Genomic DNA, 23,695 nt, shown 5'->3' with positions numbered 1-23,695 from the left:
TTCTGAAACAACGCAATCATGTGTATCCCGAGCATGTCATGAATCTGTAAAAAAATAAAGGATCTTAAGATACATAAGGGATTTCACTGCTGCAGGCTGAGGGGGATTTCAGGAATTTTCCAGGAACTTTTTCATGTACCATTCTCTGGCAAACTGGTAGTAGGCTTTGCCAAATTCCAGGGTCGCCACCTGGTGGTCTTTGATGCGCTGCAAGCTTTCTGGGACCTGAATTTTTTCGGTCTGGTCATGCAGAAGGCCCAGCAATGCAATCTGCTGTTCCAGGTGTTTGCAGTACCTTTCAATCAGGGTTTTTGCCTGATCTGCAGGCAGGTGACCGAGGAAGAACAATTTCAGCAGGCTGTTGTCTTTGACTTTTTCCAGTTCGATGTCCTGACCCAGCCAGTTCAGAAAATGCTGTTTTCCAGCATCGGTGAGGGTGTAACGCTTGCGGTTGCGGCCCCCCACGGTTTCTTCCTGGGATTCAATCAGGTTCTGTTTTTCCAGGCGCTGCACGGTGGGATGCAGGCTGCCAAAGCTGGCACTGCTGAAATGCTCTGTGGATTTCTCCATGCCCTTTTTGATGTCATAGAGGGTCATGCTGCGGAGCATCAGGAAACCCAGCACGATCTGTTCAATCATTGGTCCTCCTGGCGCTGAAAAAGCTTTCTTTGATTTCTGGATTTTTCAGCAGGGGCTGGCCCAGGGTTTCAGGCTGTTGCAGCCTTTGCAGGAAAGCCAGCACAGCCTGATTCAGGTGCCTTTCCATTTTAAGCCCCTGGATTTTGCCCAGCATGGGGGTGAAGCGCAGCGCCTGCAGGTAATTCATGTCCGAAAAATTGTAGTGGGCCGTTCCCGGAATTTCAACCACGTAACTGCCTGCAGAGCTGTGTTTCAAAAGAGGGTCCAGCGTTCCTGCCACAGCAATGTTGTGCCCCTTGAAGGTGTACTGCGTGGAGAGCAGGTTGAGGGTGGGAAGTTGCAGATCGGTCCAGGTTGCACTTCTTTGAACAAAGGGCGCATCCAGATTGATGATCCCCCTGATGCCAGCAAGGGGATACTGGGCAAAGTGCTGGGCCACCAACCCTCCCAGAGAGTGCCCCATCAGCACAATGTTCTGTGGGTCTGCATGGGTCAGGATGCCTGTCGGATGGGAGAGGGACTGCACCACAAAAGCCGTGTCCTCAATCCAGGCATCAATCTGACCGGAAAGCTGCTCAAAAGGCGCAATGTGGGCCATGTCCTGGCTGATCTGCTGGTAGGCCCTGAAGTCCGAGGCCTTGCGCTGCTGTTCCAGCAACCGGGCATTGTTGCTCAGAAAATTTTGCAGGTCTTTTTGCTGTGCAGTGACCCCGAGGTAAGCAGGATTCTGTTTGTCCAGCAAAATCGCTTTTCCATCGGGCATCCGGGCCATCAGGGAATCTCCGGGATGCCCGATGGAAATCACCAGATGCCCCTGGCTGGCCAGTTCCTGAAAATTGGAGAAATTCTGGCGGGTGAAAGAACCAAAACCATGGTTGAAGATGATGACCGGGTGCTTTCCTTCTAGAGCAGGGGCATCCCGGAAGCTGTAAGAAGGGGTGATGGCTCCCAGAAAAGGAGGGAGCCCCAGGCTTTTTGCAATTTCTGCATTGAGGGCTTTGCTGCTGTAAGGTTCTGCCTGGAAGCCCTGAACGCTGCTGGCTGGATACCAGATGTCCAGCGAAATGGGTCTGGCAGGCAGGTTCTGGAAGGTTCTGGAGGGATCCAGCACCACCATTTCTGCAAAACCCACGGCATGGGGACCGGTGGGCCTTGGGATGGGCAGGTCTGCGGTGAGCATGGAGAGGGTGGTGACCAGCAGGGCTGCAGCCCCCAGGGTGATGGCTCCAATTTTGATCCAGCGGTTTCTCTTGTCTGATGGGGTCATGGGACCTCCTGATGTATCTACAAGAAATATATCTAATAGATATATTGAAAGCAAGCCTGTGCTTTTTGACTCATTGTTTTCATAATCATGTTGTAGAATATGAGACATAGAGGAGATCCCATGCGCAAACGCAAATACACTTTTGGAGTCTTCATCGGACGGTTTGAACCCCCCCACAACGCCCACCTGCAGGTGATGCTGGAAGGTCTGGAGGCCGCAGACAAACTGATTGTGGTGATTGGCAGTGCCAGAGCGGCCCGCAACACCAAAAACCCCTTCACCGCAGACGAGCGCCAGGACATGATCCTGCAATCCCTGCTGGACGCCGGGGCCAACAAAAACAAGATCCTGTTCACCACCGTGCGGGATTATTTCTACAACGAAAACATGTGGCTGGCAGACGTGCAGACTGGGGTGCTCAACCTGACCCGTGGCAACACCGACATTGCCCTCCTGGGCCACGAAAAAGACGAGAGCAGCTATTACCTGCGCTCCTTCCCCGAGTGGGCTTTCATTCCCACAAAGGTGAAATCTCCCCTCAACTCCACGGACCTGCGCAAGATCTACTTCGAGGAAGGCCCCTCAGAGACCCTCAAGGAAAACGTTCCTCCAGCCGTTTACCGCTTCCTGAACGATTTCCAGAAAACCGAGGAATACCAGAACCTCAAAGGTGAGCACAAAGACATCCAGGCTTACAAGGCGCTCTGGAAAGATGCCCCCTTTCCGCCCACCTTTGTGACCACCGACGCTGTGGTGGTCAAGAGCGGCCATGTGCTCCTGATCCGCCGTGCAGCCAACCCCGGAAAAGGCAAACTCGCCATGCCCGGAGGCTTCCTGGAGATCGATGAAAAACTGATCACCAGCTGCATCCGGGAACTGCGCGAAGAAACCGGCATCCAGATCGACAACATCGAAACCTACCTCAGAGACCAGCGGGTCTTCGATTACCCCACCCGTTCCCTGAGGGGCCGCACCATCACCCACGCCTTTCACTTCGATCTGGGCATCGGACAGCTCCCCAAAGTGCAAGGTCTGGACGATGCATCCGATGCCCTCTGGGTGCCCATCTCAGATGTTTTTGCTCACCCAGAGTGGTTTTTTGAGGACCATTACATCATCATTGAGCATTTTTTGCTGAAGAATTGACGGAAAGCCGAGGGCACAGGGCCGGCGGCCCAGCGCGAAACGTGCCGTCACGTGAGCGCGTAGTGGGGCCAAGACAGAGCCGAGAGCCAAGAAGCAAGAGCATTGTGCAGCAGAGCGCAGAGTCAGTCAACACTGAAAGATCCTGTGGAAAACTCAAGCTTGCAGGCCAGTGCAATGGCTTTACAGTTCGCCCTCGGCCCTGCGCCCTCGGCTCTCGGCAACCAAGGAGGTCCCCCATGGGAAATGCACGCGGTGTGCTTTACGGACTGGCTTTCGGGGATGCTTACGGGTATCCCACTGAATTTTTGAAAATCCCAGAGATCCTCAGGAACCATCCTCCTGATGGACCGCAGGATTTGACCAGCACCACGGTTTCGGACGACACCCAGATGATGATGGCGGTGTCCCGTGCAATTGTGCAGGCAGAGCGGCTGGATGGAGCCACACTGGAACCCCTGCTGCGCAGGGAATTTGTGGAGTGGGCCAACTCTGAGGAGAACGACCGCGCTCCAGGCATGACCTGCATGCGGGCCTGCGAACGTCTGGAGCAGGGTGTTCCCTGGGTGAAGGCCACCGAACACGGATCCAAGGGATGCGGGGCCAACATGAGGGTGGCTTCTGTGGGGGTTTTGAATGTGCCCATCGAGGTGCGCAGTGGCCTGGCCCAGTTTCAGGCGGCACTGACCCACGGGCACCCCACGGCCCTTGCTGCCAGCGATGCCACCGCTCAGGCAGTGCATTTTCTGCTGCAGGGCATGGCTCCAGAACGGCTTTTGCATGCCCTCACGGATTATGCAGAGGCACAACTGGGCATCTACCACCACGACTGGCTTTCAAACCTCTGGGAGGAATCCGAGCATCCAGCAGCGGCTTATTTCATTGCCAGAGGCTGGAAAGAAACCCTGAGTGCCCTTCTGAGGGTGCGGGATGCCCTGAAAAACCCAGATTTCACCACCGATCCCTGCATGCTGACCGGTCCGGGCTGGATTGCAGAAGAAGCGCTGGCCACTGGACTTTACTGTTTCCTGCTGCACCCCGAAGATGCGAAAGCAGCTTTGAAACGGGCCGCTGTGACCAGCGGAGACAGCGACTCCATTGCCTGCCTGACTGGAAGTTTTCTGGGGGCGCACCTCGGAGATGCTGGCTTTCCAGCAGAATGGTTTGAGCGCATCGAGTACAGCTGGGAGCTGGAAAGGCTGGTCAAAGGACTGCCCCTCAAGCACACCTGACCCTCAAAAACATTTGCAAATAAGAAAGACCTGCCTTCAACAGCAGGTCTTTTGCATGCATCCCTCAACGCAGTTCGAGGGTGAAGGTTCCGGTTTTGCCGTTTGATGGACCTGAAGTGGCCCGCCAGGTCCCCGACATCTGGGTGTGCTCTGGATTGATGGTTCCGGTGAAGGACACACTGGCACCTCCACCCGTGGCCAGCCCGAAAGACAGGGTGTGGTTGGCAGCGATGGACCCGCTGACATTCCACAGGGTTTGCACGGCCACGGTTTTGCCACTGATGCCGGTGGCGGTCACGGTCAGGCTGGCCACGATGCTGCTGCTCAGGTCGCCGTTCAGGGTGCCCACCCACACCTGTCCGGCTGCCCGGTTGAGGGGCAGGTTCACGCGGGCAGCATCCGGGTCGGTTTCGTTCAGGCTTTTCACGTAATTGCCCTGGAAGGTGCTGAACGTGAAGTTCCCAAAAACGGTTTCCCCACTGCGGGTGGCCGAGAGTTTGCGGTTTCCAGAAACGTTGCCTGTGAAGATGCCCACACCCACCAGGTCTGCCTGGGTCTGCAAAGGATCGTGCAGCACGGTCAGGGCACAGGGGAAACTGCTGCCACTGCCGTTCGCTGCCGGAGAGATGTCTTTGCAGGTGCCCGAGTATATTCCTGAGAAATCCTCCCGGACCACCACAGCAGCAGTGGCGGTGTGGTCCGGGCTGTCTGTCAGGGTGGCCCGCACCTCAAAAGTTCCGGCCACCGTTCCAGCAGAGAAGGTGCCCTCCTGGGTGATGGTGCCTCCGGCGGTTTGCCAGTTCACGTCTGAAGTGGGCAGGGTGTCCAGAAAAGCTTCAAATTTCTGGTTGCGTCTGGTGCCCACGGTTTTGTTCTGGGGCTTGACGCTCAGGGTCGGAGGAAGCACGTTGACCTTGATGCGGTACAGGGGAAATTCTGAGGTCAGCAACCCACCACAGGCACTGCCCTCCCGCTGGACCACCAGGGTGTACGAGGGCAGCAGCACACTGAGTTCTGCGGTTTTCAGGTTGCGGGCAGGCAGCAAATCTGCAGGGCTGGTGTCGATGTTGAACACCTCACCGTTGCGACCTGAGCGGGCCACTTCCTTGCCTGCAATGCGGTACACCAGTTCGTCGCTGCTGACCGTACCATTGGGACAGTTGGGCACCCTCAGGGTTCCGCCCAGGTGGATGCTGCCATCAAAGGGAACCGTCACCTCGGCTTCGGTGGTGTAATTGCCCGGAGAAGAAGGTGCATTCAGCTCTTTTTGCTGCCCGGGCTGCTCGATGGGCACCGTGGTGGCGTCGTCGAAGACCTGCAGGGTCACTTCAGAAGTGCAGTAGGCGAGGTCTTTTTCCAGATCGTCGTAGGTGTAGCGGGCATGGGTCAGGTAAGGACCGCTCTGGGAACCCTGCTGAACCGGACGCACCGGATCAAAATGGTCCTGGTACAGCCGGCTGAGGACCACCGTGTTGTCACGGTCCAGGCAAGTGCGGTAGGCAGCCTGCCTGAGGCGGTCCAGGGCATCCGGGAACAGCTGATCCGGGAACCTGTCGCAGGTGGCCTGCTCTGCACCCATGAACTGGCACTGGGCCTGCAGGTCAAAAAGCACCTTGAGCTGGTCCAGATGGTCTTCGGTGTCTGTAAAGAAACTGTTTTTGCGGTACTCTGCTTCCAGAAAAACCAGGAACTGATTGAATTTCTGGTCCATCACTCCGGCGGTGGGGCTGACATCACAGGGAGCGTCCAGGGCTTCCACATGGCTGGTGGTGGCTGCCAGAGGAACCAGCAAATTGGAGAGAATCTGCAGGTTGCTGGCAGCAGTCACCTGTGCGTTTTGCAGGGCCGTCAGGTAAGCATCGCAGGCACGGGTTTCCAGGCGCTGCACTTCCGTCTGGGAACAGTTCAACAGCACGGCCTGCAGTTCATCGTGCAACTGGAAGGAGGCCTGAAAGTCATTGCGGGTGGCTGCAGCAGCAAGTTGAAGTTCCAGCTCGGCAATTCTGGCTGCGCAATCCAGTGGGGCCACGTCCAGGGTGACGGAAGGATCAGCCTGTTTCTGGACTGTGTTTTTCTGGACTGTGTTTTGCTTCGCAGCGCTTTGTGGATACCCCAGAAACAGCAGTTCTGCCTTGAGGGTTTTGCCTTGCAGGGTGCTGGGCACCGCACTGAGGCGTTTCCCATCGTTCCAGAAGAAGTGGGCCTTGCCGGGCAGGGTTCCGGTAAAAGTCACGGTCAGGGGTTTGAGCAGGCGCAGACCCGCGGGTTCCACCTGAAACCTCAGGGCATTGGAGCCCAGAGGGGTGATTTTCAGGGGCACATTCTGGGTCACGGCCCCGGCTGGGACCTGCAAAGAGAGGGTGCTTCCAGCGTTGCCTTTGACCTCAATGGTTCCCCCCGCAGGGGTCAGGGTGGCACTGGTGGGAGGGGGGGCTGGATCGTGGACTGGTACGTGCCGCATCCAGAGAGCACCCCCAGCAGGCCAGCAGAAAGCCAGGAAAAACAATGTTTCAGATGGTGTTTCACAAACTCCTCCTTCACTCAATGGTGGTGGTTCCGGTGGTCTGGTTGTTGGTCAGCACCGGATCGGGGGTGCTGCTGCTCACCTCGGCTTTGAGGGTGAAGGTCCCGGTGGCTTCAGGGGCTTTGACATCCACCAGGAAGGCTTTCTGTTCTTCTTTTTTCAATTCTGGGGCCAGACACAGCACGGTGCTCTGCACCTGATTGCAGGCACTCCATCCAGTGGTCCCAACCAGCTTGAAGCCTTCGGGCAACGTGAATTCGGCCAGGATGTTCTGGGCACTGCTGCTGCTCAGGTTTTGCAGGTTCACCGCGTAGGTCAGGTTTTGCAGGGGGGTGGCCTTGCTGGGGGCAGTCAGGGTGAGGGCCAGATCGGCACTGTTGCTGGCCGGACGCAGCAGGAAGCTTTTTTGAAAGTCTCCCTGTTTGCCCGTCACCAGCACCTGACCCACGTTGTTGATGTCCCGCGCTGTGCTCAGGTGGATGTTCAGACCGGGGTCCAGCAGGGTGGTCAGGTCCACAAAGTTGCCTTTGCTCCACATCACGGCGTGCGTTCCTGTGGCCGTTTTCAACTGTCCCACCACATCTCCAGCTTCATTGATGGCAAGGGCACGGGACCCCAGGCTCTGGGAGGGATCAGGCATCAGGCTTTCCAGGTTGGTGAAAATCCCGTTGCCCCACACGAAAGCGGTGTCTTTCTGGCCGGTTTCATTGGTGGCGTAACCCACCAGTTGCCCCTTGTTGTTGAGGTCCACGGCAGTGGTGTCCTGGCCTCCCAGCAGACCCACCACCCGACCATCGGACAGGCGCACACTGTTTCTGTCCACCGAGGTGTCAAAGAATTTTAAAGCCATCAGTCCAGCATCATTGACCACCACGGGAATCACAAAGCTGTCGGACAGGCGGGGAATCTGGCTGAGCACCCCTTTTTCCCATTTGACCCCCATGTCAAACACCGCTGGATCCTGGGGCCGTTTGTTGTACACCTCCCAGGCCACCACTGTCCCTGTGTTGTTGATGGAGGTGGCAGTGTTCTCAATCACTTCCCGGTCTGCAATGGAAAAACCCAGATCCACCACCTGTCCTTTTTCGTCTGGCCAGAAAGCATTGTGGGATTTGACTGTGTTGCCTGTGGGCACCAGAAGCGTACCTGCCACCTGCCCCTGGTTGTTGAGGATGTGGGATAAGGGTGTGCCCAGAAAAAGGGTGGTGGGAGAGAAGTTTTCAGGATAGGGGATGAGGTTCCCATCCTTGAAGATTCCCGTGTCCAGCATCACCTGTCCCAGATCGTTGACCGCCCCGGCATTTGCGCTGGGCAGCACCTCAAAAGGCGTGCCTTGCAGTTCGGCCTGCCCGATTTCCAGATCGAAAATGCTGGGCAACTGGGTTTCCATGAAGGCGTAAAATTCGCTGCCTGCACTGGCAGAGCCCTGATCTGCAGTCCACAGCAGGGTGAACTCCGTCTGGTCCTTGCTGGCCACCTGCTCGATGATCGGTACCTGGATCACATTGCCCAGCACCCGGCGCAGGATTTTCACTTTTTTGAGGTTGTAGCCCACCCCTGGAAAATTCACACTGGTGGGGTCCATCGAAACCCTGAAACTGACTTTGTCGTCTTTCTCAAAGGTTTTTTTGTCAAAAGTCACCCTCCCTTTGGGGGAAGCACCCAGAGGTGTGCTGAAGGTCAGTTTTAAAGTGTTCATCTTGACGATGCCCAGCTTGTTCAGAAAACCATTGATTTTCTTGCCAGCCCCGATTTCGGAAAGCAAAGACAGCTTGTAACTGGATTTGTAATCCGGGTCCTGTGGCACGGTCTGGATGGCTGCAGGGGCCAGACTGGCCTCATATTTGCCGCCCATTTTGGCTTTCACGGCATCTGCCCGCAGGCTTTTGATCAGGGTGGCTCCGGCTTTCAGGCCCACAAATCCGTACCCAAACAGGCTGGGTTCCAGACGGATCTGCCCGATGCTGGGCACCACCCAGTTGACCTTGTTGGTGCTGCTGGGCTCGATTTTCTTCAGCAATTGACAGTCGCCAGCGGTGCACACGATGCCCATTTCCAGTTTGGCTTTGCTTTCACTGGAAAGTTCCACCCCCACTTTGGCCAGGGTCAATCTGCCTTCCAGCTCAAAAGCCACCCCTGCTTCCACCTCGCCTGCCAGAATCAGGCCCGCCCAGCCTGGAAGCTTCAACAGTTTGCTGTACAGGGTGGATTTGCACTCCAGGGCCACCAGTGCATCCACATTCACCACCAGATTGATCTGGATTTTGAAGGAAGGTTCGGCCCGCACAATGAATTTCTGCAGGTTGTCCTGGGTGTCGTATTTCAGTTCAAAGGTGGGTTCCACCTTGGCCGTCATGGAAGGCAACTGCCCCAGAGAGATGGGCAGGGCTGGCAGGGTGGTTTCACACTCATTGAATGGGGGCAGCACGAAAGTGCCAGATGCGGCTTGCTTCAGCAGGCCCAGCTTTTGTGCTTGTTGCACGGTGGCTCCCGGTTTGGGGGTGAACTGGAACGCCCCATCCACCTCCTGAATGTTGTAAAGCTGCAGGATTTCTTTGGGGAAATCCGGCTGCAGGTTCTGGTAACTGATCACCTCGTCGATCTTTGCGGTCTTCATCAGGGTTTTCAAAGGCACCAGTTTCAGGCGCACCTTGAAGCCCTCAGCGGTTTTCTGGCTGGACACCACCTCACCGCCCACCGCCAGACCTTCCCGGCCCAGCAGCAAGCTGCCCACTTTGGGCTCTGGGATGCCCTTCAGGGTCACTTCGTACTGGTTGTCGAGGTCCCCTTCAGCCGTTTCATCCACAGCATTTGGGCTGCCAGAAATCTGGCTGTCGTTCAGCAGCGTGACCCCGGCCTGAGGTTCTGCCACACTGACCAGCACGGGTGCAGAAGTGACCCCATCCACCTGGGCCGTGATCTGGGTGGCCCCTAGAGCCGTGGCGGCAGAAACCTCCCCTGCAGCAGAAATCCCGACCTGCTCTGGACGCGAGGACACCCAGTTGATTCTGGTTGCTGGGGTTGAAAGGGTCTTGCCCTGGGCATCCAGAGCCCGAACTTTCAGTTGCTGCTTCTGGCCTTTGGCGGTCAGAAGCAAGGCTGCTGGTGAGATTTCCAGACGGACCACTTTCCCACCAGGCAATGGAGGAGGAGAAGTGTAGGTTCCACAAGACCACAGAGACAGCAGTCCCAGACCGATCAGCAGGGGTTTCAGGGGTTTCAGGGGTTTCAACAGTTTCAACAGTTTCGACATGGTTTCTCCATCAATGGACCCAGATTGGTGGGCTGAAATGTCTGGTGCTGTGTCAATGCCAGCAAGATCAGAGCGGCCAGTGTTTCATGGATTGCCTCCAGCGGCCCTCACCTGAGCCGAAAAACCATGCTTTCTTCCAGATGCACACCCAGGCTGTCCCAGCTGGTGAATTCCTTGCGTTCACCACTTCGCAGGTCCTGCAGCACAAAAATCAGGAGGTCTCCCTGCTGTTTCACATGCAGGATGAAGCTCTTTCTGGATTCTGTGGGTTTTCGAGAGGAGTGGCCCATGCTGACAGTGTGTAACAGGGAGCATTACATGGGCGTCTCATGGGTCAAAAGTTCAGGGTAGAAGGTAGAAGGATGCACCGTTTTGTGGCTTTACTGCGTTGATCCGTGAAACAGGAGGATTCAGAAAAATCCTTCTGTTTCAGAGAAAATCAGCCCAGGAAACAACCTTTTATTCTTCTGTCAAATGCTCTATTGATCTACGCCAAAAGAACTGTAGGGGGTCTGGGTGTCCTGACCGTTCTATTCGCTTTCTTGCCCTTAAAGCGTGCTCCCCGGACGGCCGGGTTCTCACTGGGCGCTTGCTCAGCCAAAAGCACCTGCAGTGCTTTTGGCGAACATCAATAAAACCATCCCGCAGGACTGTTTTCTTTTAAAAAGTGTAGGGCCTCTGCTGCCTGGGTTGTTCTGTTCAGCAAATGGGCCGCCTGCCATTCCAGCCTTTTGAAACCGTGACACTCTGAAATTTCCAGGGCTTCTTGGAGCAAATCCTGGCTGTTTTGATGCAGGGCTGCCTGTCCCAGCAGGTTCATCACCAGAAATTCCGGGAAGGGATTGAGCCGCGAAAGCTTTTCAGTGTGTTGGAAGCAGGAGAGGGCATTTTGCAGGTGGCCTTTCTGGGCCTGCAAAATGCCCTGGGTTTGCAGCAGAAACAGCTCTCCCAGAGGGCTGGGGTGTTGTTGCAGCAGCGTTGCAGTGAAGGCCAGTTGCTGTTCAGCATTTTCTGCATCCCCAAGCATGGCATGGGTCAGGGCCAGCAGGCTGCTGGTGATGCCCATGCGGTAGGGGTCTCCCACCTGTTCCAGCAGGTGCAGGGATTTCTGCAGGTGGAGGTGGGCCTCCTGAAAGCGTCCTGCGTGGCTGTAAATCACCCCGGTGCGCTGCTCGATGTCTGCCTCGAAAGTCAGGCTGCCCAGCATCTGGCAGGCGATCCTGGCCTGGTCCATGCAGTGCAGGGCCTCTGAAAACCTCCCCTGTGAGAGCCGCACAAATCCCAGGTGCATGTGACTCAGGGCCTCGACGTGGGGAGAACCTGTCCAGTGTTTCAGGCTCTGCTGGAGTTCCTGCTCGGCCTGTTGCAGGTTGCCCAGCATCCACAAATTGACCCCCAGATCGTTTTCCAGGGTGAGGATGTAGATGCAGTCTGGATCTTCCTGACGCATGCGTTCGAAGAGGTCCGCAGCCTGCCGGTATTTGCCCTGGTAGTACAGCAATTGCGCTTCATAGCTGCGGGTGATGCTGTCCTGACCGTGCTGCAGGTAAACTTGGGGAATGAACTGCTCGGTTTCTGCAAATTGACCGCTGCGCAACAGAACTTCCAATCTGGCATGACAGAACCGCAAGCGCAGGGCTGAGGGGGTCTGGTCAGGATGGATCAACTGGGCTGCTGTTTCAATGCGGATTTTGGCCAGCGGCATGTCTCCCCGGTACACCGCATTGTCCACCTGGGAGAGCAATGCCCTGAAGTGCAGGTCTGGGGTGAGGGCAGGATGCTTTAAAGTCTGTTCCAGGGCCTGATCTGCGTCATCCATGTTCAAAAGGTGCAGGTGGGTCCCGGAGATCAACAGGGCTTCCAGCCTGAGGGGATGGGGTTCTGGAAGTTCCTGGGCCAGTCTTTGCAGCATGTTCAGGCCATCATGCAGCAGGCCCCGCTGGATTTGTTTTGCTGCATGATGGATTTCCAGGGTCCAGGCTTCTTCCATGTGGTTTGCAGCCCGCCAGTGCCCGGCCACCAGCAGGTCATCGGTCTGGTTTTGCAACTGGGTGGCTGCTGCGGCATGCAGCATTCTGCGGCGGCCAGAGGCAAGGGAAGCCTGCAGGGTTTGCCGGATCAGGTCGTGGGCAAACCCCTGATCTTTCAGCAAACCAGCTTCCAGCAGCACATCCTGCTGGTCCAGCACGTCCCATTCAGGCAGTTTCAGCATTTTTGAAAGCACCTCTGGCAAAAATTGCCCCAGCACACTGGCTGCCTGGGCCACTTTGAAGGCCAGATCGGGCAGGTTTTTCAGCCGTCTGGCAATCAACTCTTTCACCTGTGTGGGAACTTGCAGCTCAGAGTAATCGCGGGTGGTGTGGTCCAGGTCGGTGCGCCAGTCCTGCCCCTCAATGCGCAGGATGTGACCCTGAAACAGGGCCTTGAGGGTTTCCAGAGCAAAAAAAGCATTGCCGCCAGAATGCTGGTGCAGCCAGTGGCTGAAGAGCGGAGGGCCTTCCTGCTGGTGCGTGAGGTCGGCCATCAGGCGCTGGATCTCGGTTTCGGTCAGGCTGGACAGGGAAATCAGGGTGAGTTGTCCAGCACTTTTCCACTGGGACAGGACTTTTTGCAGCTCTGCAGCAACCTCCTGCTGGCGGTAACTGCCCACCACCTGCCTGGATCCTGTGCGCAACAGGTAGGAGATCCATTCCAGTGTGGCTGCATCTGCCCACTGCAAATCATCGATGATCAGAGGACCAGATCCTTGCTGAAAAGCCAGCCTGAGGGCTTCCAGCAGCCTGGGTTTCAGGGTGAAGGGATCGGCAGGAGGGAGGGGTGCAGGGTGCACCTCTGGCAAAAGGCGGGCCAGATCCTGCAGGTAAGGTCCCAGATCGGGCAGGTTCCCCTGACGCAGCACTTCCAGCAGCGGGAAATAAGGCAGGTTTTCCAGCCCTTCCCGACACCTCAGCCAGCGGGCCTGGGGAAACATGTCCTCCAGAAGGCGGGTTTTGCCCACCCCCGGCTCTCCTGAGACCAGCACCAGAGGGGTTCTGGCCTGCAGCAAAGCCAGTTGCTCTTGTGTTCTGCCCACCAGTTTTGGAGGCCGTTGCACCTCCAGTGGCACCTCATGCACCTCTGTGTGTGGGACGGGCAAAGGCTCTGCAGTGCGAATGATTTGCAGCAGGTTCTGGGTGTGCTGGAGAGGTTCTAGTCCCAGTTCCAGCTGCAAATGCTGCCTGAAGTTCTCGTAGGCTTTCAGGGCCTCACTGCGCTGCCCCGACAGGTAAAGGGCTTCCAGAAACTTCTGCAGGGCTGTTTCAGAGAGGGGATCTTGCACCAGCAGTTTGCCCAGCACCTGGGCGGCATCGGCATGTTTTTGCTGCATCCCAAGTTGGGCGGCCAGTTGCAGGCAGGCTTTTTGCCACTGGCACAGCAGGGCTTCCTGTTCGATGTCACACCAGGCCTGCAAGCCAGGAATGTCTTCCAGCACAAAACCTTCCAGCAAAGGAGCGTTGTGCAACTGCACCGCTTCCTGCCACTGGCCCTGCTGGAAGGCCTGCCTGAATTGCTGCACATCGGTGCTGACCTGCCAGCGCAGGTGCTGGGCATCCTGCTCCAGCCCCTCAACCCAGGAAAGCTGCCTGGTGCGGTGCAGCAAAATGCGCAGGTTGTGTCTTGCCGTGGGGGTGTCGGTGTCCGGCCAGAACAGCGTGGAGAGTTCTTCTCTGGAAACCCATTCCTGACGGCAGGCCAGATGCAGCAGCAAAGCCACGGGTTTGTGCGGGGGGAGTTTGCTCCCCCGAAAATGCGGATACCCGAGCATCTGCAGATCGAAATTCATTCTGTCTTGATGATAGGGGAATTGGGTCTGGGATGGGGTGAGGCTGCATGGTCAGCTTGATGCTGGGGCAGAAGACAGAAGGCAGAAGACAGAAGGCAGAAGACAGAAGACAGAAGGCAGAAGACAGAAGGCAGAAGGCAGAAATGCGGGATCCAATTGTAGGGGCGAGTGTGCTGAGGGACCAGCGCCCAGTGCCGACCGGGCCGTCCCCGAGGCGCGTAGTCAGGGCAAGACAGCTTGCGGTCCCTCGTATAGCACGAGACGGCATGCCTCGCCCTGCTGGCAGGAATTTCAGGTGAGACCTGTAGGGGCGCAGCGTGCTGCGCCCAATGGAAGAAATGTCAAAAGAGGCTCAGCTGCTGTACATTTCTCCTTCTTCTCCCAGGATCTCGGCGTTCAAGGCAGCGGCAATGTGCTGTGCCACAGGAAGGCTGATCTCCAGATCATGTGCCCTGAACTGGATTCTCCCTCGAATCAGCACAAAGACTGCCTTGCCCTGTCGATAAGCCAGTGCTCCAGAAAATGCAAGGTGCTCTCTGGTGTTCGGGTTGATGGTGTTCAGAGGGTCTGGGTGGAATTCAGGGTTTTGGGCAGTGAAATCAATCCATGCAGCTTCAGAGATGGGGTGATTTTTGCCTGTGATATACAGGGTATAGGCCATAAGCTCTTGTACCACAGATGCGAAAAGATGTTCAAAACTCACCAAACTCATAATTAAAAATTGGATTATGAGAACAAGAAACAGCAAGTGCCTTCAAAGGAGGCCCCCATGTTCACCGAAAACACCATCATTGACACCGATTCCTACAAAGCCAGCCACTACCTGCAGTACCCACCCAACACCCAGTACATTCACTCCTACCTGGAATCCCGGGGCGGAAAATACCCCTACACCCGCTTTTTTGGACTGCAGTACCTTTTGAAACGTTACCTTTCCACCCCCATCACCCGTGAAATGGTGGAGGAGGCAAAGGAAATTCTGGAGGCCCACGGCGAACCCTTCAATTTTGAAGGCTGGATGCACATTGCAGAGCAGCATGGAGGCAAATTGCCGCTGGAAGTGCGCGCAGTGCCAGAAGGCAGCATCGTTCCCACCCACAATGTCCTGATGAGCGTGGTCAACACCGACCCCAGGTGCTACTGGCTGGTCAGCTGGTTTGAAACGCTGCTGATGCGGGTCTGGTACCCCACCACGGTGGCCACCCAGTCCCACTACCTCAAGGGAATCATCCGGGAAGCCCTGGAAAAGAGCAGCGACGATCCTGCTGCAGAAATCAACTTCAAACTGCACGACTTTGGTTCCAGAGGGGTCAGCAGCCAGGAAAGTGCTGGAATAGGGGGCCTCGCCCACCTGACCAACTTCATGGGCACCGACACCGTCGAGGCCCTGATGTTCGGACGCAGGTTCTACAAAACCCCCATGGCAGGTTTCAGCATCCCTGCTGCAGAGCACTCCAGCATCACCAGCTGGGGCAAAGAGCACGAGGTGGATGCCTACCGCAACATGCTCAAACAATTTGCCAGACCCGGCAAAACGGTGGCGATTGTCAGCGATTCCTACGACCTGAAGAACGCCATCAACGAACACTGGGGCACCACCCTGCACGACGAAATTCTGGAAAGTGGAGCCACCGTGGTGATCCGTCCTGACTCGGGGGATCCTGCTGCCATGGTTCGCATGACCGTGCGTGCCCTGGATGCCAAATTCGGGCACACCATCAACAGCAAGGGCTTCAAGGTGCTGAACGCTGTGCGGGTCATTCAGGGAGACGGCATCAATGAAGACAGCATCCGGGAAATCCTGGCCGTGCTGCTTGGAGAGGGCTACAGTGCCACCAACGTGGCTTTCGGAATGGGTGGAGCACTGCTGCAAATGGTCAACCGGGACACCCAGAAGTTTGCCTACAAGGCCAGTGCAGGCATCATTGATGGCAAATACCAGCCCATCTACAAAGACCCTGTCACCGATCCGGGCAAACGTTCAAAAGACGGCATCCTCGATCTGGTCAAGAGAAACGGCAAATTTGAAACCATCCAGGGCAAAGAATTCGGCAAGTACAGCGAAGACAGCCTGCTGCAGGTGGTGTACCGCAACGGTGAACTCCTGATCGACGAATCTTTAGAGGACATCCGGGCCAGATGACCCCGGTTCTTTCCTGAAATTCAGGGCTTCAGTCCAGCACCCGATTCAGCAAATGCCTCACCTGGGGATTGCAGTTCGGGTGCTGTCCTATTTGCCGGTAAAGGCTGTGGTGCTGGTCAAAACGCTTCACCATCCAGTACACCAGCAGGCTTGGGGTTTTGCGGGAAAACTGGGCATTTCTTCTGGGCCAGGCGCACCAGTGGTAAAGCGGATCATCTGCCATGACAAGCAGGGCTTCTGCAGGGGTGTGTGGATTTTTGACCAGCTGGCTCCAGAGGTGTTTGTGCTCGCGGGTCAGTTTCAGCAAGGCAGCAGCAGGGGTGAGGGGGTGCTGGATCACCTGCCTCTGGATGGGGTCATGGGGGTCATCAGCCAGTTTTTCCAGCACTGCGGGGGTCAGGCGGTAATCTGCAATCACCCAGGTTCGGACCGCTGGGTCTGCATGGAGCGCCAGAGCCAGCAGCACCGCTTCATTCACTTCAGGACGGTAAAGGACCTGCTGGACCACCGTGATGGACTGGTGTGGGTTCTGGACCAGTTTTGTCACCACGCTTTGAGGCAACCTGGGACGGGTGAGCAGTTTCATTTGCACGGTCTGGTCGGTGTCTGCCGCCAGCATCAGCAAGGCCGTTTCGGGGCTGCGCTCATCCAGGGCCAGCAGCCTGCGAACCTCTATGGGAGACTCCTGGGCCATGCTGTTCAGGATGGTTTCGGGCAGGCCTTCCCGTTCCAGCAAGGTGTAATGCACTTCGATGGCTGGATCCTGCAGCAGAAAATGCAGGGTGTCCTCTTGCAGGTTGCGGTGGGCAGCCACCAGCAGTTTGACCTCCAGAAACCTGCTGTGGGCCAGACGGTGCAGGGTTTCCGGGCTGGCATCCCAGGCCCGCGCCTCCTGCAGTTCCAGTTCCAGCACCTGGGCCTGCACCTCGCTGGAAAAATTCGGATGGGTCTGGATCAGCTCTCGCCACCTGGGATGGTGCACCATCTGAATCAGCGCCTCTGCGGGGGTGGAAGGGTTCTGAATCAGGCGGATTTTCACCTCTGGATGGGCATGGTGACTCAGTTGCTTCAGGGTGTCTGGAGGGGTTTTTGGATTTCCAGCCAGTGCCAGCGCAAAACAAATGTTCCCAGAGCGCCCCTGCATGGTCAGGTGGTTTGCAGAGGTGATGTCACTGCGGGCCATCAGCAAATCGGCAATGCGTCTGGGATGCTCCCCCTGGCCTTCCAGTGCTGCTGGCATCCCCGGATGCAGGGCCGCCAGAGACTGCACCAGCAGGTTGCGGTCTTTCAGCAGGCGGTCCAGCAGGTCTGTCTGGGTGCTGGCATGTCCAGCCAGGACCAGTCTGACACTGGTTCTGCGGTGCTTCAGGGCTTCCTGCACCGCAGCCTCGGTCAGGGGTCTGAGCCTGAGCATCAACACCCTCTGGACGTGTGCAGAGGGTTCTGCTTTTGCATCTTGCAGGGCTTCCAGAGGGGTGAACGGATGGGCTGCTGCGTATTCCCGGACCTGCGGAGCCGTGTCCTGCATCAGCAGTGCCAGATCTTCGGGCAGGGTTCCCAGGTTTTTGGCCACCCCCAGCCGCACTTCTGGGTCTTCATCCCGGGTCAGGCGGGAGAGCACCTGGGCAGGGGTGCGGGGATTGAGGGCCACATTGGCCCGTGTGGTGGCAGAGTAACGGTCCTGGGAAAGGCTGTCCAGCAACCCCGGAGTCAGCAACGGATGGGTGCTCACAGCCTGCCGGACGGTCCAGTCGGTGTCCTGCACAAAGCGCTGCACGGTGGCCGGTTTGATTCTGGGGTTCAGGGCCAGCGCTTCACGCACCTCCCAGCGGGACTCACGGGCCAGAAAGATGTTGTTGGACAGGACCTCGATGTCCTTTGCATTCTTGTAGTGCGGGATCTTCAGGATCAGGCGGTACATGGCGTCTTCGTCCTGAAGCTGTTTCAGTTCCTCCTGGGTGATTTCTGGAACTTCAGATGGTTCAGCAGAGGGATGATAAACATATTTTTCTTTTTTGGGAACCTTAGATTTATTTGTGTGATTTTCTGTTTGATCAAGAAAAAAGCTTTTATATCCATAAAGACTTAAAATTTCAATGGAGATTTCTCCAAAATTTTCATAGATATCATCTCTCAATTGATCTGCCATGCGGAGTAATTCAAGGGCATGGAATTTTGTTTTGATATTGATTTTTAATACATTGTTCTCAAATCGAATTTCTGCAGATTTCAGTAAAATTTTCGTTTTAATGCTGCTTCTTTGAATCAGTCTTTTCCATTTTAATTCTGGAGAAAAGTGAGCAATGACTTTTTCCCATAAAATATCTTGAACGTACGTTCCGCTGTTTTCTAAACTTTGAATTTCTCTTGATGAGAACTGTGGGTTTTCAAAAGTTTCCAATTTGATAAGGAGATTAAAAAAATTTTTTGGTAATTTTGCGTTTGCTCGTGCTGCACTGCGCACAGCAGCATCCTCTGATCCAGCCAGAAAGACCAGATCATTGGGGTTTACAGAGGTTCTGGCTGTCTCCAGATCGGTCATGTCACTGGAAGGCTTTCTGGGAGTACTCGATGACCACTTCCACCCGGTCATTCTCTCTGTCGAATTTGATGCCCTTGAAGGGGGTCTGGCCGCCACGGGCCGCCACCGCCAGATAAAAAGAGGGAATGCCCCCTTCAGAGTAGATGGCATCTGCAACTGCACTGGCACGGGCCGCAGACAGCGCCCAGCTTTCTTTGGTGCCCGTTCTGGTGGTCTGGGTGTGCCCCTCAATGCGGATGCGTTTCCACAGCTGGTTTTGCTTGAGCACCCGTGCAAAACTCACCAGGATGTTTTTGCCATCTGCAGACAGTTCTGCTGTGCCACTTTTGAACATTTTCTGGGCCGGAAACGCCCAGCGCTGCACCCCTGGAGGGTCGTTTCTGCGGGTGGGAGGCAAATAAATGGGTTTGTTTTTCAGGTCGGAGTGGGTGATGGCAGCATAAACGGCGTCCTGCGCTTTGCGGTATCTGACCTGGTCCCAGCCTGCCTGCCCCACCACCAGAATGCCAGCAATGAAGAAGACCAGCACGAACACCAGGTTCAGCATCAGGTCGCTGAAAGCCAGGTAGGTGTTGGTCTCGATTTCCCGCTGTTTGCGGATCACGAGGGCCGCACCCCGTTCTGTTTTGCCAGGGTTTCCAGGTACTGGCGGTGGTCCTGAATGTGCCTGGAGAGGGTGCCCTGCAGCACATGAAATTCTTCTTTGAGGTCCTGGCGGTGGGTGTTGAAGAAGCCCACCTGGCTGTCGCTGAGGTCCCGGAACAGCTTGATGCTGTTGCTGACCTGCTGCTGCGTGTTTTCGATGCCCTGGATGATCCGGACGCTCTGGCCCACAAAGGATGTTTGCAGGTCGTCGATTTTTCTCACCTGCTCCATGATGCGCTGGCGCAGTTCCTCGTGGGCCTGTTCCAGTTGCCTTGCAGAGCGCACCTGGGCATCTTCCATCAGTTTTGCGGCGTTCTGCTGGGCTTTTGCCAGGGTTTCCGCTCCGCTTTGCAGGGACTGGGCAGACTGCTTGATGGCGGCCTGACTGCCTTCAAAGGTCTGCTGGATGTTGTTGGTAGAGGTGATCAGTTTGTCCAGCGTGGTGTTCAGTGTCCCTGCGGCCTCCCCGAGCACCTTGCCAAAGTCTCCGGTCACCTGCCCAAAGCTCTCGTTGATGGTCCGCACGCTGTCCGAGACCCCTTTGAGGATGCTGCGCATGCGGTCCAGCTGGTTCATGGCATTGTGGGGCAGCATCACCGGAGCGAGTTCCAGCACTGTGAACGCCCCGAGTTCATCTTGAAAGGCGTCCAGTTGTTTCTGGGCGCTCTGCAAAACAAAGGCGGCAAGCAAAGAGAACAGAATCCCCCACAGGCTGCACCCGAAAGCCCCCTGCATCAGGCCCATGGTGGACCCCAGGGCTTTTGCCAGCTGGCTGGGGTCTGTTGCAGAGGCAGCCGTTGCAATTTGTGGTCCCAGACTGGAAATGGCCGAGGCCAGTCCCAGCACGGTGCCCAGCAGTCCTGCCAGCATCAGCAGGTTGGGAATGTTGCGCACATGCTGCAAACCCGGCAGTTTCTCGGCAATGGTGCCACCGATGGCCGAGAGGTCGGGGTTGTTGAGCTTGCGGGCGTACAGCATGGCGGTCAGCAGCTCGAACAGCAGCCCCTTGTGGCCCGTGGTGTCTGCCAGACCCTCAAAGTCTTCCTCGGCCTGGAAGGGTTCGTCGCCTTCCAGGTGTTCTTTGACCTGGGTTCTGAGTTTGTTCAACTGGTTCCTGAGGGTGCCGGTCACCCCCACAGCTCCCCGCACCTGCACCAGCAGGTACAGAAACACAGGGACCATGAAGCCCAGCAGGATCAGGAAGCCCTCGGGTTTGAGCTGCAGGAAGACCTTCAGAAAATCCATCATTGACGGATGACATCCTCGATCAGGCTGTAGGCCCGGCCAAAGGGGTGCTGGGCCTCATCGGGGTAGTAGCTGCAGCGCAGGTTGTTGAGGAGGGCATCATCGCGGGTTTTGCCCACCAGGCCTCCACATTTCTTGCAGTAGTAGCCCTCTTCGTGGTCCTGGTAATGCCCGCCCTGGGGTTTGCGGTCTCCGGGGTAGCGGTGCAGGCTTTCCAGCAGCACCTCGTCTGGAGGGAACACCGTCAGGATGGCAGAGAGCAGCCCTTCTTTGGTTTTGGCATACTCCATGAAAGCGTCGCTGGCCTGCCGGAGGTCCCAGTCCTGCACCAGACGGCAGGTGCCTTCCATCAACTGTTTTTGCATGTGCAGCACGTAAGCCTGATTGCCGCTCTGGCGGTCCTTGTACTGGCCCACAATGTCCTGGTACCTGCGGTCAATCTGGGCATGGATGATGGTGTTGGCGTTGCTGAGGCTCTTTCCTGTGAGGTCCCTGGGACTGAAGGCCAGCATGCGACTGGCTTTGCCAATGCGGGGCAGGAATTTGCGCTGGCGTTGCACCGGATCGGTGCTTTCTCCCATCCCAGCACTCCATTCCATCACCAGTTTGCCCCCTTCCAGACGCAGCACCTCGTGCAAGAGGGCCAGGGTGACCATTTTTTCGCTCTCGCTGAGCAGGTGACGCTCTTTGTCGGAAATCGGGGTCCATTCGATGTCGTCCCGCCTGCGGGTGAAAAAGGTGGGGTAACGGTCGGGTTTGGACATGGCCAGTTTGGCAATCGAATAAGAGCCGCGCAAACTGAATTTGTACCACTCTTCGAGCATCACCACCCGGTAGCGGTCATCCCCCTGGATGTGTTTGGCTTCGGGGTTGGTGTTGGTCCAGGTTTTGAGGGCACGGGCAAAGCGCTCCTCGTTGGGATTGCTGGCAGAGATCACATTTTTGCGCTTCTTGATGGGGGTGTAAGGATCAGACTGCCCGAGGTGTTCCTGCACGGGCAGGAAGATTTCGGCCTGTTTGGCAGCACTGGCAATCTGGGCGTCCGGGTCGAACATTGGGGAGGCCTTCTCGTACAGGCGGGTGACCACATCCTTGCGGGTGTCCTGCCTGAGTTGCTCAAAAGGACCCACCGCCAGGTTTTCCAGGGGCAACAGTTGCAGGGGTTCAAAAGGTGGCAGTCCGGTTGCGTAAGGCTGGATCAGCCAGTCTGGATCGGTGAGTTCGGGAAGCAGCCCTTTTTTGAGGTCGGTCCACTGGTTGATCACCCGGGCCGAGAGTTTTTCCAGTTCCCGGTCATTGATGGCGTTCTGGAACTCCACATCGACGGTGCCTCCAGCGGCAGCATCAAACAGGGACAGGCCGTTCACGGAGGTTTCGCGTCCTTCCAGCCTGAGGCGGCGCTCGTTCCACAGGTAATACTGGTCGTCCAGACGGCGTTTGAGGTTCTGCAGCCGTTTGCGTACAGGTTGCAGTTCGGTCTCGATCAGGGACAGCGTGCCTGATTCGGTGCGCTGTCCGTATCCCGAATCGCGCATGGCGTCCCGGACCTTGATCTGGGTGCGGGCCTTGATTTCATCGTTCAGTGCCTTGCTGAGCAGCGGGATCAGGCGGGAGATGGCCTTGTTTTTCAGGAAGAACATGCCCAGCAGGGTGTTGCGCGAGATGCTTTCAATCTGGTCCAGCACCCCGTTCACCGCGTTGGCTTTGGCCTCGGCAGGTTCCCAGCCTTTCAATTCAGAAAGCCTCTCGGGAACCGAGTCCAGCACCACTTGCAGGTAATTGGGGCCGTAATCATAATCCAGCAGACGGCTGTCCACCAGACGGCGCAGGTTCTGCAAGAGGTCGTGGGCCACCCTTTTCTTGTTTCCCTCGGTGGTGGAGGTGACCAGACCCTTCAGGCCATCTCCTTTTTCCTTGCCAAAGGCTGCCCGCAGTTCTTCGAGGGCCCGGGTGGCCCGGCCAATGTCCTTGCGGGCGTTACGCACCACCTCACTGGCTTTGTTGTCCACAGCAGGCTTCACGCTGCCTCCATGGTCGTCTTGCAACAGCACGGTGGTGAGGTGATCAATGGTGAGGCCAAGCTGGTCCAACTCATCCTGGGCACGCCATTCGGATTCCCGACCTTTCCATTGTTTCAAAGCGTGGGTCAGCACCTTCAGTTTGCAGGCCTCAATGATGCGGCGCACCGGATACTCCACCGTGGACAGACCAAAAGTGGCAAAGGAGAAGGCCAGGCCCCTTTTGGCCGGGGTGTCTCCGCCGTCCACCGTGGTGGCCATCGGATCGGTTTCGGGATAGAAAATGTTCAGAAACACCCGGTCTGCCACCGCCTGGTTCAGTTTGGTTTCGTCTTCCGGGCGGTTGTTGCGGGGTTCGACCAGGTAAGCCAGGTCATAAGGGGTGGCGTCTGGGGGCAGCACCTCCTGGCCCCACATCTGGTCGGGGTGCTTGATGGTCCTGTAGCGCTCGCGGTCCTCGTACAGAAAGTACTGGTTCAGTTCCACCAGGGCGTGGTAGGCGTTGGCCTTGCGGATCTCGGCCAGCGATTCATCGGTGATGGTGTAATTCGGGTGGGGAAGGGTGAGGATTGCCATGGACTTCTCTTCATTGCCCATGATCGAACGCAGCAAGATTCCCATGTCAGAAGCCGTGCCGCTGCAGGTGCCCCCCACCAGGGTGCCCACCACGATCACCCGCAGGCCTTCCCCCTGTGTGGAGGCATTGCTGGCAAACATCAGGTCGGTCTCGATCCCGGTGTTGTGTTCATTCAGGGCACGTTTGGCATCGGCAATGGTCAGGTCCCTGAGCCGGGAAAGCCGCTGGTTGATGGCACCCTTGATGTCATGGAAGTTCTTGGGATACAGCAGGGCCAGACGGCCCACCATGCGGATGTTGCCTGCACCGGTGTCCACGGCCCCGGCGGTCAATTTGCGCAGGGTGTCGATGTCGGCCCAGGTTTCCAGCGCAATGGATTCGTTGTAATTTTGCGGGTTGGTGATGATGTCCCGGTAGGCATCGGGTCCAATGCCCAGGGTGCGGAAGTCATCGCTGCCATTGAAGCGGCTTTTCATGCTGCCATCGGTCTCGATGGCCAGAAACTGCACCCAGGGGGCACGTTTGAGGGCACCAACTTCCCAGTCGATGCGTTCAGAGAGCGACTCCAGAATGCGGGTTCCAGTGCTGCCCAGTCCGATGACCAGGGTTTTGAAGACGCGGTAATTCTGCATGGTGTTTCCTCA

At 56.8% G+C, this 23,695-nt stretch carries 14 protein-coding genes; 3 read left to right on the top strand and 11 right to left on the bottom strand.

Annotated elements, in window-relative coordinates; all coding sequences use genetic code 11:
• Nucleotides 1-108: 108 nt before the first annotated feature.
• The gene (locus tag IEY52_RS05215; RefSeq protein ID WP_189000900.1) at nt 109-639 is read right to left on the bottom strand and encodes a PadR family transcriptional regulator; all 531 of its coding nucleotides are present in this window, start codon (nt 637-639) and stop codon (nt 109-111) included.
• Nucleotides 632-1,906: an alpha/beta hydrolase gene (locus IEY52_RS05210; protein WP_189000897.1), complete on the bottom strand. Its 1,275-nt coding sequence runs from the start codon at nt 1,904-1,906 to the stop codon at nt 632-634. The genes IEY52_RS05215 and IEY52_RS05210 overlap by 8 nt, the downstream gene beginning before the upstream one ends.
• Before the next feature lie 120 nt (nt 1,907-2,026).
• Between IEY52_RS05210 and IEY52_RS05205 the strand changes: the two genes are divergently transcribed.
• Together IEY52_RS05205 and IEY52_RS05200 are read left to right on the top strand one after the other, a co-directional pair.
• On the top strand, nt 2,027-3,052 hold the full coding sequence (locus IEY52_RS05205; RefSeq protein WP_189000893.1) for a bifunctional nicotinamide-nucleotide adenylyltransferase/Nudix hydroxylase: 1,026 nt from the start codon (nt 2,027-2,029) through the stop codon (nt 3,050-3,052).
• 236 nt (nt 3,053-3,288) lie between these two features.
• Entirely contained in the window at nt 3,289-4,281 is a 993-nt protein-coding gene (locus tag IEY52_RS05200) for an ADP-ribosylglycohydrolase family protein (protein ID WP_189000890.1), read from the top strand.
• 64 nt (nt 4,282-4,345) lie between these two features.
• Here IEY52_RS05200 and IEY52_RS05195 read toward each other — a convergent pair whose 3' ends face one another.
• The 5 genes from IEY52_RS05195 to IEY52_RS05175 form a co-directional block, all read right to left on the bottom strand.
• Nucleotides 4,346-6,742, bottom strand: a complete 2,397-nt coding sequence (locus IEY52_RS05195) for a hypothetical protein (protein ID WP_189000887.1) — start codon at nt 6,740-6,742, stop codon at nt 4,346-4,348.
• Between the two features lie 76 nt (nt 6,743-6,818).
• A complete protein-coding gene (locus tag IEY52_RS05190; protein WP_189000884.1) occupies nt 6,819-10,058 on the bottom strand; it encodes a DUF11 domain-containing protein in 3,240 nt (1,079 codons plus the stop codon).
• Between the two features lie 107 nt (nt 10,059-10,165).
• Nucleotides 10,166-10,348 carry a hypothetical protein gene (locus IEY52_RS05185; RefSeq protein WP_189000881.1) on the bottom strand — a complete coding sequence of 61 codons (183 nt, stop codon included), beginning with the start codon at nt 10,346-10,348 and terminating at the stop codon, nt 10,166-10,168.
• Between the two features lie 338 nt (nt 10,349-10,686).
• Nucleotides 10,687-13,881: an ATP-binding protein gene (locus IEY52_RS05180; RefSeq protein ID WP_189000878.1), complete on the bottom strand. Its 3,195-nt coding sequence runs from the start codon at nt 13,879-13,881 to the stop codon at nt 10,687-10,689.
• Between the two features lie 352 nt (nt 13,882-14,233).
• Nucleotides 14,234-14,629: a hypothetical protein gene (locus IEY52_RS05175; protein WP_189000875.1), complete on the bottom strand. Its 396-nt coding sequence runs from the start codon at nt 14,627-14,629 to the stop codon at nt 14,234-14,236.
• A 21-nt stretch (nt 14,630-14,650) separates the two neighbouring features.
• On the opposite strand from IEY52_RS05175, the gene IEY52_RS05170 reads away from it, so the two are divergent.
• Nucleotides 14,651-16,024, top strand: a complete 1,374-nt coding sequence (locus tag IEY52_RS05170; protein ID WP_189000872.1) for a nicotinate phosphoribosyltransferase — start codon at nt 14,651-14,653, stop codon at nt 16,022-16,024.
• 28 nt (nt 16,025-16,052) lie between these two features.
• On the opposite strand, the gene IEY52_RS05165 is transcribed toward IEY52_RS05170, so the two are convergent.
• The 4 genes from IEY52_RS05165 to IEY52_RS05150 form a co-directional block, all read right to left on the bottom strand.
• On the bottom strand, nt 16,053-17,945 hold the full coding sequence (locus tag IEY52_RS05165; RefSeq protein ID WP_189000869.1) for a hypothetical protein: 1,893 nt from the start codon (nt 17,943-17,945) through the stop codon (nt 16,053-16,055).
• 622 nt (nt 17,946-18,567) lie between these two features.
• Nucleotides 18,568-19,170: an OmpA family protein gene (locus tag IEY52_RS05160; RefSeq protein WP_189000866.1), complete on the bottom strand. Its 603-nt coding sequence runs from the start codon at nt 19,168-19,170 to the stop codon at nt 18,568-18,570.
• The gene (locus IEY52_RS05155; RefSeq protein ID WP_189000863.1) at nt 19,167-20,459 is read right to left on the bottom strand and encodes a hypothetical protein; all 1,293 of its coding nucleotides are present in this window, start codon (nt 20,457-20,459) and stop codon (nt 19,167-19,169) included. The genes IEY52_RS05160 and IEY52_RS05155 overlap by 4 nt, the downstream gene beginning before the upstream one ends.
• Nucleotides 20,456-23,683 (bottom strand): tubulin-like doman-containing protein, encoded by a 3,228-nt coding sequence (locus IEY52_RS05150; RefSeq protein WP_189000861.1) that lies wholly within the window; start codon nt 23,681-23,683, stop codon nt 20,456-20,458. The genes IEY52_RS05155 and IEY52_RS05150 overlap by 4 nt, the downstream gene beginning before the upstream one ends.
• Nucleotides 23,684-23,695 lie beyond the last annotated feature (12 nt).

The sequence above is a fragment of the Deinococcus roseus genome (assembly GCF_014646895.1).
Taxonomy (GTDB): Bacteria; Deinococcota; Deinococci; order Deinococcales; family Deinococcaceae; genus Deinococcus_C; species Deinococcus_C roseus.
Note: the sequence above shows the minus strand (reverse complement) of the source record. Positions and strands in the feature narration are given on the sequence as shown.

Excerpts from the sequence above, each read along its gene's own strand:
- IEY52_RS05155 (WP_189000863.1), bottom strand. The coding sequence starts at position 20,459 with ATGATGGATTTTCTGAAGGTCTTCCTGCAGCTCAAACCCGAGGGCTTC.
- IEY52_RS05185 (WP_189000881.1), bottom strand. The coding sequence starts at position 10,348 with ATGGGCCACTCCTCTCGAAAACCCACAGAATCCAGAAAGAGCTTCATC.
- IEY52_RS05150 (WP_189000861.1), bottom strand. The coding sequence starts at position 23,683 with ATGCAGAATTACCGCGTCTTCAAAACCCTGGTCATCGGACTGGGCAGC.
- IEY52_RS05200 (WP_189000890.1), top strand. The coding sequence starts at position 3,289 with ATGGGAAATGCACGCGGTGTGCTTTACGGACTGGCTTTCGGGGATGCT.
- IEY52_RS05210 (WP_189000897.1), bottom strand. The coding sequence starts at position 1,906 with ATGACCCCATCAGACAAGAGAAACCGCTGGATCAAAATTGGAGCCATC.
- IEY52_RS05170 (WP_189000872.1), top strand. The coding sequence starts at position 14,651 with ATGTTCACCGAAAACACCATCATTGACACCGATTCCTACAAAGCCAGC.
- IEY52_RS05165 (WP_189000869.1), bottom strand. The coding sequence starts at position 17,945 with ATGTACCGCCTGATCCTGAAGATCCCGCACTACAAGAATGCAAAGGAC.
- IEY52_RS05190 (WP_189000884.1), bottom strand. The coding sequence starts at position 10,058 with ATGTCGAAACTGTTGAAACTGTTGAAACCCCTGAAACCCCTGAAACCC.
- IEY52_RS05180 (WP_189000878.1), bottom strand. The coding sequence starts at position 13,881 with ATGAATTTCGATCTGCAGATGCTCGGGTATCCGCATTTTCGGGGGAGC.
- IEY52_RS05195 (WP_189000887.1), bottom strand. The coding sequence starts at position 6,742 with ATGCGGCACGTACCAGTCCACGATCCAGCCCCCCCTCCCACCAGTGCC.
- IEY52_RS05215 (WP_189000900.1), bottom strand. The coding sequence starts at position 639 with ATGATTGAACAGATCGTGCTGGGTTTCCTGATGCTCCGCAGCATGACC.
- IEY52_RS05205 (WP_189000893.1), top strand. The coding sequence starts at position 2,027 with ATGCGCAAACGCAAATACACTTTTGGAGTCTTCATCGGACGGTTTGAA.